This is a genomic window from Streptomyces luteireticuli (assembly GCF_041519305.1).
GTDB classification, from domain to species: Bacteria; Actinomycetota; Actinomycetes; order Streptomycetales; family Streptomycetaceae; genus Streptomyces; species Streptomyces luteireticuli.
The window spans coordinates 3,443,354-3,457,094 of sequence record NZ_CP167927.1 but is presented as its reverse complement, the minus strand read 5'-3'; the positions used below and the strand labels follow the sequence as shown (position 1 = coordinate 3,457,094).

Sequence of the window (13,741 nt, the reverse complement as noted above, 5' to 3'; positions counted from 1 at the left end):
GTCCCGTGTCCGACGACGTACGCGCCAGCGGCCGCGGCCGCCTGCTGACGGGCGTGGCCTGGGCGGCCCTGCTGTGCGCCCTGTGGCTGTGGGGACGCGAGGTCACCGAGGTGTCCCCCGGCTCCTGGCCCGCCACCGGCGACATCGCCGCCGCGGGCCGCCCGCCCGTCCGCGCGCTGCCGCCGCCGCTCGCCCCGCTGCCCGGGGCGCCGCCGCAGCGCCTGGCCATCCGGGCCATGGGCCTCAGGGCCCCGATCGAGGGCCGCGGCCTGACCCGCGAGGGCGCGGTGGAACCACCGCCGTACGACCGTCCCGGAACCGTCGCCTGGTACCGGGGCGGCCCGCAGCCCGGCAGCCCCGGCGCGGCCGTCCTCGTCGGCCACGTGGACACCGACCGCGCACCGGCGGTCTTCTACGAGCTCGGCAGCCTCAGACCCGGCGAGACCGTCAGCGTCGCCCGGGCCGACGGCTCCACCGCCGAGTTCACCGTCGACGACGTCACCGTCTTCGGCAAGGACCACTTCGACGCCGGCCGGGTCTACGGGCCGCACACCGCGGGCCGGGCCGAACTCCGCCTGATCACCTGCGGCGGCGACTACGACCGGGCCCGCCGCCAGTACAACGCCAACGTGGTCGTCTCGGCCTACCTGACCGGAACGGGACCGGCGTGAAGACCCCGCGCACTGCGCCTGTGGTGCTCCTTCAGAGCGATCCGATGTCGTGTCATGAGATGACCGGCCCCGGCCGCGGACCCGGCTGTGCCAGCATGGGGGCGACCGGTCGTTGTCCCGAGGGGCCGAAGACGCCCCCGGAGGTACACCCCAAGGGGGAGTGGATGTACGGCAGTCACACCGGCCACGCCCGTCGGGCCCGCGCGGCCCTCGTCCGGGCGGTCACCGCAGGGGCCCTGGTGCTCCTGGCCGGCTGCTCCTCCTCCGACGATTCCCCGGCGTCCTCCGCCGGATCCCCGCGGCCCGCCGTCGCCTCCCCCTCCCAGCTCCCCCGGACCCAGTCCCCGTACTGGGTGAACCCGGACGGGACCGCCGCCCGGCAGGTCACCGAGCTGCGCAAGGCAGGCAAGGAGCAGGACGCCGCCCTCATCGGGAGAATCGCCCAGCAGCCCGTCGCCGAGTGGATCGGCGTGGACGACCCGGAGAGCCAGACCCGCGGCTTCACCGAGGCCGCCGCCCGGGCCGACCGCGACGCGCTGCTCGTCCTCTACAACATCCCGCACCGCGACTGCGGCCAGTACTCGCAGGGCGGCGCCTCCGACGGGGACTCCTACCGCGCCTGGCTCGACCGCGCCGCCGCCGGCATCGGCGACCGCAGCGCCACCGTGATCCTGGAGCCGGACGCGCTGCCGCACATGGAGGACGGCTGTACGCCACAGCAGTTCCACGAGGAGCGGTACGCGCTGCTGAAGGAGGCCGTCCGCAAGCTGAAGGCGCTGCCGCGGACGAAGGTCTACCTCGACGCCGGGAACCCCAACTGGATCACCCCCGCGGCCCGGATGGCCGAGCCGCTGCGGCGGGCCGGCATCGACCGGGCCGACGGCTTCGCCCTCAACGTCTCCAACTTCCAGACGACGCAGGACAGCAAGGAGTACGGGCGGGCGCTGTCCGCCCTCGTCGGCGACAAGCACTTCGTCATCGACACCAGCCGGAACGGGAACGGGCCGCTGTCCTCCGGCTCCGGCGGCGACCACGAGAAGGCATGGTGCAACCCGGCCGGCCGGGCGCTGGGTGATCCCCCCACCACCCACACCGGTGACCGGCTGGCCGACGCCTACCTGTGGATCAAGCGGCCGGGGGAGTCGGACGGGGCGTGCAAGGGGGGGCCCGATGCGGGGGAGTGGTGGGAGACGTACGCGCTGGAGCTGGCGCGGAACGCGCGGTCTTGAGGTTGCCCCGGTCCCGCCCTTTCACCGTTTCTTCCGGGGCAAGCCCCGGGCCCGGTACCGCGCTTCGCGCGGTGGGCGGGGCTCCGCCCCTGCGCCCCGGCGGGGGCTGCGCCCCCTGCACCCCTGCTTCCGGGGCTCCGCCCCGGACCCCGTTTGTCGCGGCTCCGCCGCTCGTCCTCAAGCGCCGGACGGGCTGAATTGCGCGCCCGGGCCGGTATTCCGCGCGAGCGCGCAATTCAGCCCGTCCGGCGCTTGAGGACAGCGCCCGGAGGGCGCTTCGGGGGCCAGGGGGCGCAGCCCCCGCTGGGGCGCAGGGGCGGAGCCCCGCCCACCGCGCGGCAGCGCGAGCAGGGTGGCGCAGGGGCGCAGCCCCTGCGGGAAACGGCGAAAGGGCGGGCCGGGGGCAAAACCCCCTACTTCTCCACCACCGGCACCTTCACCCACACCGCCTCCGCCGGCGTGTCCTGATCGTCCACGACGGTCAGCATGTACCAACCCGGCGGCACCAGCGAGGGATCCTTCGGCAGGGTGACCGTCACCGAAGAGCTCCCGTTCCGCGTCATCTCCAGTGCGATCGACCGCTGTTCGATGTTGGTCACATGGGTGAACGACCCCGGCCGGATCAGCCGCGCCTTCGCGACCGGCCGCGCGGACGCGACCCGGTACGTCGCCTTGCCGCCCAGCTTGACCACCTGCGGCTCCGTGCCCTTGATCTCGGGGCGGCCGTCGCGGAAGAGGTACGGCGGGGTGTAGAGGTCGATCTGCTGCTGGAAGACGCCGGGCATGGTGTTGTCCTTGTCCCGGAAGAGGGAGTCGGAGCCGAAGGTCATCACCCGGCCGTCCGGCAGCAGCAGCGCCCCCGAGTGGTAGTTGCGGCCGACCAGCGGATCGGCCACCGCGTGCGAGGAGTTGGTGCGCGGGTCGTAGACCTCGGCCTTGAGGATGTTGGAGTTGCTGCGCCCCCGGTAGTCGCCGGATCCGTTGGTGGTGAGGACCGTGTCGTCGGGGAGGATGACGCTGCTGGGGTAGCGGGCCTTGGCGTACAGGTCGGGGCCGTCCTTGAAGCGCGGGCGGTCCATGTGCAGGTCCACGATCCGGGTCCGGGCGGTGGACTTCTTGTCCTCGCCGACCCCGCCGCCGCCGAGGACCATGTACCGCTGGTCCTGGGCGGGGGGCAGCAGCACGGACATCGAGGTCTCCAGGATGTCCGGGTCGCTGATGCCGGGGACGGGGATGAAGGAGTTGTTCCCCAGGTCCCAGACGCCGGGGTCGCGGCCCTTGTCGGCGGGCCCGTACCCCGCGTTGGAGCCGGTGTAGAAGATCTTGCCCTTGTCGGTGAGGAAGAGGGCGGGGTAGGTGGGGAAGAAGCGCTCCTTCGGGAGGTAGCTCCACTTCTTGGTCTTCGGGTCGTAGATCTCGTTCTTGCCGGGGACGACCTGGCCGATCTCGTCGAGGCCGGAGACGGAGAGGACCTTGCCGTCCTGGAGGGTGGTGAGCGTCGGGTACCACCGGGCCTCGTTCATCGGGTCGACGGTGACGTAGCGCTCGGCGACCGGGTCGAACTCGAAGGAGTCCTTGATCCCTTGGAAGTCCTTCTTGTCGAAGGACAGCTTGTTGGCGATGCCATAGAAGTTCCGGGAGTCGTCGCCCTTGAGGCCGTCGATGCGGTAGTTGTCGGTGAGGCCGGTGGCGTACTTCTCGCCCTTCTCCAGGGCCTCGACGTAGACCCGGGCCGTGCTGACGGTGACTTTGACCTTGCCGTCCTTGTCCTGGTCCTTCTTGGCGCGCGGGACGAGCACGGCGTCCTTGGACTCGAAGGACTTGCCGGTCGCCCTGCCGGTGAAGACCGTGCCGGAGGGGAAGGTCATCGGCTTGTCGGGGTTCTCGTTGTGGACGACCATCAGGCCGCCGGCCTTGGTGACGTCGCCCCCCAGCTTCTCGTACCGCTGGGTGCCGCCGGCGACCAGGAGCCTGCCGTCCGGCAGCTGGGAGTGGCCGGCGCAGAAGAGGTCCTTGGGGGTGGGGACGTTCTTGAAGGTGTTCTCCTTCGGGTCCCACAGGACCGTGCGGAAGGACTTCGCCTTGAAGTTGGCCGCGTTGTTCCCGGAGCCGGCGACCAGGAGCACCTTGCCGGTGTGCAGGAGGGCGGCGTGGATCGTGTTGATCCGGTACTCGTCGGGGACGTCGACGACGTCCCAGTGGCCGTTCTTCGCCTTGTACCCCGGCTGGTTGATCTTGTAGTCGTGGTACTGGCCGGAGGCGTAGCCCCAGATCGCCGGCCCGTTCATGCCCGCCAGAACGAGCACGACCGCCGCACCCACCGCGGTGCGGCGGGTGCGGCGGGTGAGCAGGCGGTTCCGGAGTCCTGTGGTCCGGAGTCTCATGTCTGGGCTCCCTCGGGCCGTTTGCCGTGGCGCACGGTCCACCACCAGGCGACGATGGGCGCGACCGTGATCACGACGGCCAGCGCCGCCCAGGTGCGCATCGCGGCGTGGGCGTGGCCGAGGAAGAACGAGGCCACCAGCGAACCGCCGAAGATCAGCAGGAAGAAGAGGTGGATGCGGAAGGTGCCGAACAGGGTGTCCGGGCTGGCCGAGTCGCCCTTGGGGGTCACCACGAACCGGCTCTTGCGGCGCAGTACGGCGTCCAACAGCGAGCGGGCGTAGATCGGCGCGGAGAGCGCGGACATCGCCATCCCGGCCACCCCGCCGGAGCCCTCGGGCTCGTGGGGGGAGACGTTGTGCCGGCGGTTCCAGATGTAGAGGCCGATCTGGAGGGCCGCGGCGTCGCTGTAGAGCATCATCCACACCTGGGAGTCGATCGTGATGCCGGCCGCGCCGAGCCCCAGGAAGAGGGCGCAACTCACGGCTCCGAGCATCCAGTTGACCGCGGTGATCGGGTAGTAGACGACCATCAGGGTGTAGTTGAGGAAGGGGCCGGGCCGCAGGGTGAAGGGGCCCTTCCAGTACTGCTTGATGATCGTCTCGTAGGTGCCGCGGGACCAGCGCAGCTGTTGGGTGAAGAAGTCCGTCCATGCGTTCGGGCCCTCTCCGACCGCGAGGACGTCGGGTGTGTAGACGGAGCGCCACTTGCGGCCCGTGGCCGGGTTGCGGTGGCGGTGCAGCTCGAAGCCGGTGGCCATGTCCTCCGTGATGGAGTCGTAGAGCCCGCCGATGCCCTTGAGGGCGCTGATGCGCACGGCGTTGTTGGTGCCGACGAACATGGGCGAGCCGTAGCGGTTGCCGGCGCGCTGGATGAGGGCATGGAAGAGGAACTGCTGGCTCTCTGCGGCCTTGGTCACGGCCGCGTCGTAGTTCCCGTACACCTGAGGTCCAACGACGAAGGAGACATCCGGGTCACGGAAGTAACCGAGCATGCGCTCCAGGAAGTTGGGAAGCGGCACATGGTCGGTGTCCACGGAGGCGAAGAAGTCGTAGTCGTCGCCGTGGGCGTCGAGCCAGGCGTTGTAGTTGCCGTGCTTGGTCCTCGCGCGGTGCGGGCCCTTCGGCCTGTTCCACTTCTCGACGCCCTTGCGGGAGAAGTGGTGCACGCCCAGACGGCGGCAGACCTCCTTGACCTCGGGGTCGTCGCCCTCGTCGAGGAGCCAGACGTGCACCGGGCCGCGGTGGCGCACCCGGACCGCCGCCTCCAGGGTGCGGGTGACCATCCCGATCGGCTCCTTGCCGGGGACGAACGAGGTGAGGAAGGCGACCCGGGTGCCGGTCTCCGGAACGACCGGTATCGGGTCGCGGGCGACCAGGGTGGCGTGCGCGTTGGAGACGACGTTCAGCGTGCGGAAGATCTCGATCAGGGCGATGGACGCCAGCATGATCGCGTCGAGGATCCGCATCAGCGTCGTCGCGTGGTCCCGGTGCGTCCAGTGGGCCGGCTGGAGCAGCCAGACCAGGAGGACGACGGAGACGACGGGGGCCAGGCCCAGCAGCAGGGCGGCCTGGACGCGGTGCGGCTCGTCGGCCAGCAGGCTGCGGTAGCGCACCCGGTACGGGCCGGGGCCCGGCTGGGTGAGCGGGCCGGCCAGCCGGCTGTAGTGCTCGTAGTCGTAGCGCTGGTGTGCGGTCCGGGGCGGTCTCTCCGCCGGGGCGGGGCGCGGCGCGGGTCTGCGCCGTGCGTCCTCCGGCGCCGGCGGGGCCGGGATGCGCAGCCGGGTGGTGACCGCGGGGTCGCCCACCGCGGGATCGTAAGGAGTCGTCCGCCGGGCGTCGGCAGGCGTGGACGTCATGAGTCATTCCCCCCGCATGGTCATTCCCCCCGCACGCGGCGCGGCCGCGTGGTGTGCTGGTGCGCGGGCCCGGCGGCCCCCTCGGCCGAAGCCCCTGGTCCGGACGTGCGGCCGTCCCGGCGCCGGCTCCCTCCGGCGCCGCCAACTCCCCGCGACGGCGGTGGGGTTGGAAGACAGCTGTGGGATCAGGATCTCGGACCCCGTGTCATGATCGCAAGGCCGAAACAAGCTGTTTACCGGGCAAAGCGGTACGCCTTTCGGAGACGCGTACGAATGTCGCAGAAGTGATCGCGGATGGCCTCTTCTGTTCGTACCGCGTCACCCGCCCGTACGGCCGCGACGATGGCCCGGTGCCGGGCGCAGACCGTCCGGGGGTCCGGGGGTGCCCCGGCCCCGTCCCGCACCCCGTCGCGCAGCCGGTGGAAGGCGTTCCAGAACGCCTCGGGCACCGCGCCGATCAGCGGATTGTCCAGCCCCCGACAGAAGGCGGCGTGGAAGGCGCGGTCGGTCTCCGCCCGGACGGGGCCGGTCAGCGCCTCGTCCTCCATCCGGGCGACGATCGCGTCGAGCTCTGCCAGGTCCGGCTCCGCCATCCGCCCGGCCAGCCGCCACGCCAGCCCGGTCTCCACCGCCTCCCGCAGCTCCAGCAGCTGGAGCAGGCTGTCCTCGCCGCGCCGGTGGCCGGCCACGGTGCGGAAGACGAGGCCCTCGGTGACCGGGGCCAGGGTCATCGGGCCCACATAGGTGCCGAAGCCGTGCCGGATCTCGACGACGCCCAGCGCCTGGAGCGCCTTGAGCGCCTCGCGTACACAGGTGCGCCCCGTCCCCAGCAGTTCCGTCAGTTCCCGCTCGGTGGGCAGGGGTGCCCCCGGCGGCAGCCGACGGTCGATGACGATCTGCTTGATCCGCTCCAGGAGGTCACTGGCCATTGGGAGACCATGCCCTGCCGGCATCCGCTTGGCCAGCACATGAAAGCCTTGGTCAACGCCGAGAGGCCCCTCACTGTGCGTGAGGAGCCTCTCGGTTGTCGTGCGCCGCCAGGGACTCGAACCCCGGACCCGCTGATTAAGAGTCAGCTGCTCTAACCAACTGAGCTAGCGGCGCCTGCTGACAGAGAAAACTCTACCTCACTCCTGGGGGTGCTTCCGACCACCCTGGCGGAGTACACCCCGGCCCGGCCTCTTTCCCTGCTGGTCGGGGCGGGCGGGGCCGATCGGGGCGGGCGGCGGAGTGCGGGGCGCGCGTACCGCTGAGACGCTGTGCCGAGCGGTGCCGCGGACGACCGAGGGCGCCCGCCGGAGTGTGCGCGGGCCGGTGCGGACGGCGGTGGAAGGGAGCGGACACCGGTGAGCGACGCGATATCCGGCGGCCGCGCGCGGCCCGGGGGGTCTGCGGAGAGTGACGACAAGGGGGATGAGGGGGGCGCCCGCCGGGGTGCCGTGCGCGGGGCCCTCGTCGCGGCGGTGGGCGCGGCCGTCATCGCCGGATCCGGTCCGGCGGGCGCCTGGGCCGGGGACCCGCAGGATCCCGTCGTGGCGGTCCCGGCGGCCCAGGGGTCGCCGGATCCGTCGGATCCATCGGGTTTGCCGGGCCCGTCGGACCCGTCGCCGGAGGGCTATCCGGATCCCGTGGCGGCCCCGGAGGAAGGCGCGCCCGCCCCGGCCGGGGAGACGGCCCTCCCGGAAACGGACGCGGAGGCGGAAGCGGCGTCCGGTCCGGAGGAGGGGCTTCCCGAGGCCCTCGGGGAAGGGGACGCCGAGGGGGCCGGGGGGCGCGGGGGGCTGGAGGCCGCCGTCGCGTACGCCGTGGCGCACATCGGTGATCCATACGCGCTCGGGGGGCACGGGCCGCACCGCTGGGACTGCTCCGGGCTCGTACAGGAGGCGTACCGCCGCGCGGGCGCGCGGCTGCCGCGCATCGCCGCCGATCAGTACCGGGCGACCGCGCGGATACCGCGCAGCGCCCTGCGCCGGGGCGATCTGGTCTTCTGGTCGTCCGACGGGCGGGCCTCCGGGGTGCACCACGTGGCGATCTATCTGGGCGGCGGCCGGTACCTGGAGGCGGCGCGGCCGGGGACGAAGGTGCGGATCTCGACGTTCTCGCGGTACAGCCCGAACCTGTACGGGCGGGTGCGGCTGCCGGGCGGGCGTGCGGTGCGGCGCGCGCCGGACGGCGGGCCGGAGTTCGGGATCGTGGCCGGTTCCGACGGTGCGGCGTCCCGGTGAACGGCGGCCGAACCGTCGTCAACTTTGGCCTGGACATGACTATTTGCCGGTACTAGCCTCCGTATTGGTCTGGACCGCATGGCCCGGTATGCGGCGGGTCCCGCACGCGGTGGCCCGTCGTACCGGCTCCCCCCACCACCAGCTCACCGAACCCCCCACGTTCAGGAGCGAGGCATGCCCAGGAAGAAGCGAAGCATGCGCGGAAGGACCGGTGCGGTGATCGTCGGCCTCGGTGTCGCCTGCGTCTCCCTGCTCTCCACCGGCAGCGCAGGGGCGCACGGCTACACCGACGCCCCCACCAGCCGCCAGCAGTTCTGCGCGAACGGCACAGTGCGGGACTGCGGCGAGATCCAGTGGGAGCCGCAGAGCGTCGAGGGCCCGAAGGGCTTCCCCGGCGGCGGGCCCGCCGACGGCACCCTCTGTGCGGGCGGCAACGGCCGCTTCGCCGAGCTCGACGACCCGCGCGGCGGCCAGTGGCCCGCCACGGACCTCACGGCGGGCCGGTCCACCACCTTCCGCTGGCGGCTGACGGCCCGGCATGCGACCACCGACTTCAGCTACTACCTCACCAACGACCACTACGACCCCACCCGCCCGCTCACCCGGGCCGACCTGGATCCGCAGCCGTTCCTGACCGTGCCCTACGACGGCCGGACCCCGGACGCCACGGTCACCCACCAGGGCACGGTCCCCGCCGACCGGACCGGCAGGCGGCTGATCCTGGCGGTCTGGACGATCGCCGACACCGGGAACGCGTTCTACGCCTGCTCGGACGTGCGGCTCTCCTCCTCCTGAGCGGCGTCCTCGTCCGCGTCCTCGGCCGGCGGTCGGCGCAGCGCGATGCGCGCCAGCACGCCGGCCACCGCGAGGGCGGCGACGGCCAGCAGGACGTAGTCGGGCACGGCGTTGCCCAGCCGGGAGGCGGTCTCCTCCAGGCCCGCCTCCTGGTCCGCGTCCAGCAGGCCGGGCAGCCCGGTCGTGCCGTCGTAGAGCAGGAACAGGACGCCGATCCCGATGAAGAACAGCCCGGAGACCAGGGAGGTGGTGTGCAGCCTCAGCCGTCCGACGCGCAGTTCGCGGCCCCGCAGCCAGCGCCGGCGGCCGAGCCCGAAGCGGTCCCAGAACAGGGCGAGGACGAACAGCGGCAGCGCCATGCCCAGCGCGTAGACGGCGAGCATCGCGGCCCCGCTCGCCACCTCGCCCCGCATCGCGGTCATCGCCAGCACCGAGCCGAGGATGGGCCCCGCGCAGAAGCCGGCCAGTCCGTACACACAGCCCAGCAGGAAGGTGGACGCGGCCGTGGTCGGGGTGATCCGCCCGGCCGCGGCCTGGGCCTTCTTCGAGGCGAAGCCGAGCCCGAGGATCTGGGCGGCGCCCAGGACGATGACGATCCAGCCGCCCGCGGTGACCAGCGCGTCGCGGTGGCCGTTGAAGAGCCGGCTGGCGGCCGTGGAGGCCGCGCCCAGCGGGACGAGCGTGGTCGCGAGCCCCAGGTAGAAGACGCCGGTGCGGGCCAGCAGCCGGCCGGGGCTCGCCAGCGAGTACGCGAAGAACGCCGGGAGCAGCAGCGCGCTGCACGGGCTGACCAGGGCGAGGACGCCGCCGAGGAAGGCGGCGAGGTAGCCGATGTCGGTCACTTGCCGGCCTTCGCGGCCTCGGCGGCGGCCTTCGCCTGCGCGATGGCGGCCTCGAACTCCTTCATCGGCTGGGCGCCCGCGACGGGCCGGCCGCCGACGAGGAAGGACGGGGTGCTGGACACACCGATCTTGTAGCCCTCCTCCTGGTCCTTCTTGACGGCGTCGGCGGCGGCGGAGCCGTTCAGGTCGGAGCGGAAGCGGTCGAGGTCGCGGACGCCTGCCGTGCGGGCCATGTCCACCAGCTTGTCCTCGGCGAGGGCGTCGCCCTTGCGGGTCTTGGCGTAGAGCTCGTCGTGGAACTGCCAGAAGCGGCCCTGCTGTCCGGCCGCCCAGGAGGCGCGGGCGGCGCGCACCGAGGGCTCGCCGAAGATCGGGAAGTTGCGGAACTCGATCCTCAGGACGCCCTCGTCGACATACTTCTTGATCAGTTCCGGCTGGCTCTCGCGCGTGAACTTGCCGCAGAACGAGCACTGGTAGTCGGCGTACTCCACCAGCACGACCGGGGCGTCCGGCTTGCCGACGGCCATCGGGTCGTCCTTGGCGCGGCGGCTGGTGGTCCGCTCGACCTGGTCGTAGAGGGCCTGCTGCGGATCCGCGGAGGAGGACGCGGACGGCTTGTGGCTGCCGCCGCCGGAGCCCTTGGCGACGGCGATGCCGACGGCGACGACCGCCACGATCAGGGCGACGACGGCGCCGGCCGCGGCGACCCGGCGGGAGCGGGCGGCCTTGGCCTTCTTCTCGGCGGCCTTCTTCGCGGCGGCCCGCTGTGCGGCGAGCTTCTGCGCGGCGGGCTTCTTCGTGGTGGGGGACGCGGGGGAATTGGGGGACTTGCTGCTGGACATGAGAGGCGAGGCTCCTGGGTCGTACGGAATCCGGACATGCCGAAGCGCGGCCCGGCGCGGGCCGTGCGGGGCGGGTCTAGATCCGCAGGACGGGGAGGAGCTCGGCGGCGCCTGCGACGGTCGCGGGCGGGGCCCGGGGGACGCCGAGTCGCTGGTGGGGCGCCCGGGGCAGCGGTGAGCGGGCGGTGCCGGCCGCGGTGAGCGGGTCGATGTGGCCGCCGTGCACGACGACCGCGTCGGCGCCCTTGAGGGGGACGTCGAGCGGCCGGCAGCTGCCGCCGCCGCTGTCGCGGGCGTCGGCATGCGGCACGGCGTACGTGCTGACCGGGCGGTGGTCCCCCAGGGGCTTCGCCGCGGGGGCGGGGGAGACGGACGAGGAGGTCACGGTGGCCGCGAGGCCCGGGGCGAAGACGGCCATGAGGAGCAGCAGCAGGCAGACTGCCGTTGTGCGGCGGCGCTGGGACACCGGCTGCTCCTCCCTGTGCGATCCGTGCTTGATCTGCGCTTGATCCGTGTGACGAAGAAGGCCCCTCACCGAGGTGAGGGGCCTTCTTCTTGTCTGTGCGCCGCCAGGGACTCGAACCCCGGACCCGCTGATTAAGAGTCAGCTGCTCTAACCAACTGAGCTAGCGGCGCCTGCTGACGGAGTAAATACTACCCGGTCCTGAGGGGTGCTCCGCACCACCCGCCCCGGAGGCCCCTCCGGCCCCGGAATTCCGGGCCTTTCCCGCCCTTCCTCCGCCCTCTCTCAGTGGAGGGCCAGCGAGAGCAGCATCGGGGCCGCGTGCCGGTTCAGCTCCTCCGCCGCCCGGCGCAGCCGGTGGGCATGGGCGAGCGGGAGGGAGAGGGCGAGCGAGCCCACGCGTTTCCCGGCGGTGATCGGGACGGCGGCGCAGACCGTGCCCACCGCGTACTCCTGGAGGTCGAGGACGGGCACGGTGACGGGCTGGGCGGCGAGCCGGGTCAGCAGTGTCCGCTCGTCGGTGATCGTCTTCGAGGTGAAGCGGGCGGTCCGGTGGCGCGAGAGGTGGTCGCGCCGGTCGTCGTGGGCGAGCTGGGTGAGCAGGCACTTGCCGACCGCGCTGGCGTGCGCGGCGGTGCGGAAGTCGACCCATTCGTGGACCCGGGGCGTGCACGGCCCGTCCGCGTACTGGGTGATCCGGACCTCGCCGTCGACATAGCTGCTCAGATAGACCGCGGCGCCGATGGTGTCGCGCAGCCGGGAGAGCGAGTCCTGGAGCCGGTGCGTCAGCGCGGTCTCGCGCCCGGCACCGGAGATCAGCAGGTCGAGCCCGGGACCCGCGGCGTACGCGCCGTCGCCCACGCGGGTCACGTAGTGCTCGCGGTGGAGCATCGACAGCAGCGGTGCCAGTCGGCCGGCGGGCAGGGCGGTCTCGCGGGCGAGCTGGGCCTCGCTGACTCCGCCGACGTGCCTGGTGACCGCCTCCAGGACGCGCAGGGCCTGCTGTACCGAGTGGAACGGTGTGATCGGCTCGGGCTTGAGCGCCACGGTCTCCCCTTGGCTGGTTGCGCGGGTGTTCCGCTTCTCACGATAGGGGCGAAGGGGGCCCTCCGGAGAGGCTGTTGGCGAGAATCGGCGCGGAGTGGGTGGCTCTGTTCTGTGGCGCTGGTCAGGGGCATATGCCGACCGCATGGGGTGGCGTCCCGGGCGTCCGGGGGCCCGGCGGGAGGTGTGCGGGAATAAAGCGGAGAGTGTCTCCGGTTTGCCTCCGTCGACAGGCGCTGCGACGGGTGTTGCGACAGACGTCGGGACAAGCGTGTGCGACAGGCGAGCAGGGAGGCGGGCCACCGTGGCCGAAGCGCAGTACGGAACGACGACCCATGGACAGGCCCCGGTGCCGCTGTCCGTGCTGGACCTGGCCACCGTCGGCAGCGGCCGGACCGCCGGGCAGGCGCTGGCCACCACCGTCGAACTGGCCCGCCTCGCCGACCGGCGCGGCTACCGCCGCTTCTGGGTCGCCGAGCACCACTCCATGCCCGGCGTCGCCAGTTCCTCGCCGGCCGTGATCCTCGCCCACCTCGCCGCGCACACCGACCGCATCCGGCTCGGCTCGGGCGGGGTGATGCTGCCCAACCACGCGCCACTGGTGATCGCCGAGCAGTTCGGCACGCTGGAGGCGCTGGCCCCCGGGCGCATCGACCTCGGCCTCGGGCGCGCGCCCGGCACCGACGGCGCGACCGCGGCCGCGCTGCGCCGCACCGACCGGCCGGGGGAGGGGGCGGACGACTTCCCGCGGCAACTCGCCGAGCTGACCCGCTTCCTGGACGACGACTTCCCCGACGGCCATCCCTACGCCCGGATCCACGCCGTCCCCGGCCCGGTCCAGGGGCGGGTGCCGGGCGGCGTGCAGCGCGCCGACCGGCCGGCGGTCTGGCTGCTCGGCTCGTCCGGCTTCAGCGCCCAGTTGGCCGGGGCCCTCGGCCTGCCGTTCTCCTTCGCCCACCACTTCTCGGCGGTGAACACCCTGCCGGCCCTGGAGCTCTACCGCTCCTCCTTCCGGCCCTCCGCGGTGCTCGACCGCCCCTACGCGAAGATCGGCGTCCAGGCGCTGGCGGCGGACGACGCGGCGCAGGCGCGGCGCCAGGTGATGACCGGCGCCCTGTCCATGCTCCGCCTGCGCGCCGGCCGCCCGGGGCTGGTCCCGACGCCGGAGGAGGCGGAGGCGTACGAATGGAGCGCATACGAGCGGGAGTTCGTGCAGGACTGGCTGGGGAACGTGGTGCACGGGACGGCGGACGAGGTCCGGGCGGGGCTGGACGCGCTGGTCGCGCGGACGGGGGTGGACGAGCTGATGATCACGGCGAATGCGCACGGGGCGGAGGCGAAGGTGCGGAGCTTCGAGCTGATCGCGGACGCGTACGGGATGTAGGCGGAC

Annotated in this window: 12 protein-coding genes and 2 tRNA genes; 5 read left to right on the top strand and 9 right to left on the bottom strand. The window is 72.7% G+C overall.

Features of this window, described 5'->3' with window-relative positions:
• The first annotated feature begins 5 nt into the window (after window positions 1-5).
• The gene (locus AB8735_RS15195; protein WP_372407866.1) at window positions 6-671 is read left to right on the top strand and encodes a class F sortase; all 666 of its coding nucleotides are present in this window, start codon (window positions 6-8) and stop codon (window positions 669-671) included.
• A gap of 164 nt (window positions 672-835) precedes the next feature.
• Window positions 836-1,900, top strand: coding sequence for a glycoside hydrolase family 6 protein (locus AB8735_RS15190; RefSeq protein WP_372407864.1), 1,065 nt, complete (start codon window positions 836-838; stop codon window positions 1,898-1,900).
• 413 nt (window positions 1,901-2,313) lie between these two features.
• On the opposite strand, the gene AB8735_RS15185 is transcribed toward AB8735_RS15190, so the two are convergent.
• The 4 genes from AB8735_RS15185 to AB8735_RS15170 form a co-directional block, all read right to left on the bottom strand.
• A complete protein-coding gene (locus tag AB8735_RS15185; RefSeq protein WP_344030257.1) occupies window positions 2,314-4,284 on the bottom strand; it encodes a kelch motif-containing protein in 1,971 nt (656 codons plus the stop codon).
• Window positions 4,281-6,140: a cellulose synthase catalytic subunit gene (locus AB8735_RS15180; RefSeq protein WP_344030254.1), complete on the bottom strand. Its 1,860-nt coding sequence runs from the start codon at window positions 6,138-6,140 to the stop codon at window positions 4,281-4,283. Before AB8735_RS15180 ends, AB8735_RS15185 begins: the two co-directional genes overlap by 4 nt.
• Window positions 6,141-6,373: 233 nt before the next feature.
• A complete protein-coding gene (locus AB8735_RS15175) occupies window positions 6,374-7,069 on the bottom strand; it encodes a FadR/GntR family transcriptional regulator (RefSeq protein WP_344030251.1) in 696 nt (231 codons plus the stop codon).
• A 101-nt stretch (window positions 7,070-7,170) separates the two neighbouring features.
• Window positions 7,171-7,244: transfer RNA gene (locus AB8735_RS15170), tRNA-Lys, on the bottom strand.
• 242 nt (window positions 7,245-7,486) lie between these two features.
• Here AB8735_RS15170 and AB8735_RS15165 point away from each other — a divergent pair.
• Both AB8735_RS15165 and AB8735_RS15160 read left to right on the top strand, forming a co-directional pair.
• On the top strand, window positions 7,487-8,365 hold the full coding sequence (locus AB8735_RS15165; protein WP_372407861.1) for an NlpC/P60 family protein: 879 nt from the start codon (window positions 7,487-7,489) through the stop codon (window positions 8,363-8,365).
• Window positions 8,366-8,560: 195 nt separating this feature from the next.
• Window positions 8,561-9,160 (top strand): lytic polysaccharide monooxygenase, encoded by a 600-nt coding sequence (locus AB8735_RS15160; protein ID WP_372407859.1) that lies wholly within the window; start codon window positions 8,561-8,563, stop codon window positions 9,158-9,160.
• Here AB8735_RS15160 and AB8735_RS15155 read toward each other — a convergent pair.
• From AB8735_RS15155 to AB8735_RS15135, 5 genes are all read right to left on the bottom strand, one after another.
• Window positions 9,124-10,002 carry a cytochrome c biogenesis CcdA family protein gene (locus AB8735_RS15155; protein ID WP_372407857.1) on the bottom strand — a complete coding sequence of 293 codons (879 nt, stop codon included), beginning with the start codon at window positions 10,000-10,002 and terminating at the stop codon, window positions 9,124-9,126. The genes AB8735_RS15160 and AB8735_RS15155 overlap by 37 nt on opposite strands.
• Window positions 9,999-10,844, bottom strand: a complete 846-nt coding sequence (locus AB8735_RS15150) for a DsbA family protein (RefSeq protein ID WP_372407855.1) — start codon at window positions 10,842-10,844, stop codon at window positions 9,999-10,001. The genes AB8735_RS15155 and AB8735_RS15150 overlap by 4 nt, the downstream gene beginning before the upstream one ends.
• Window positions 10,845-10,920: 76 nt before the next feature.
• Window positions 10,921-11,310: a hypothetical protein gene (locus AB8735_RS15145; protein ID WP_372407852.1), complete on the bottom strand. Its 390-nt coding sequence runs from the start codon at window positions 11,308-11,310 to the stop codon at window positions 10,921-10,923.
• A gap of 96 nt (window positions 11,311-11,406) precedes the next feature.
• Window positions 11,407-11,480 (bottom strand) — tRNA-Lys (locus AB8735_RS15140).
• A gap of 112 nt (window positions 11,481-11,592) precedes the next feature.
• Window positions 11,593-12,354, bottom strand: a complete 762-nt coding sequence (locus AB8735_RS15135) for an IclR family transcriptional regulator C-terminal domain-containing protein (RefSeq protein ID WP_344030233.1) — start codon at window positions 12,352-12,354, stop codon at window positions 11,593-11,595.
• A 301-nt stretch (window positions 12,355-12,655) separates the two neighbouring features.
• On the opposite strand from AB8735_RS15135, the gene AB8735_RS15130 reads away from it, so the two are divergent.
• Window positions 12,656-13,735 carry an LLM class flavin-dependent oxidoreductase gene (locus AB8735_RS15130; protein ID WP_372407850.1) on the top strand — a complete coding sequence of 360 codons (1,080 nt, stop codon included), beginning with the start codon at window positions 12,656-12,658 and terminating at the stop codon, window positions 13,733-13,735.
• Window positions 13,736-13,741 lie beyond the last annotated feature (6 nt).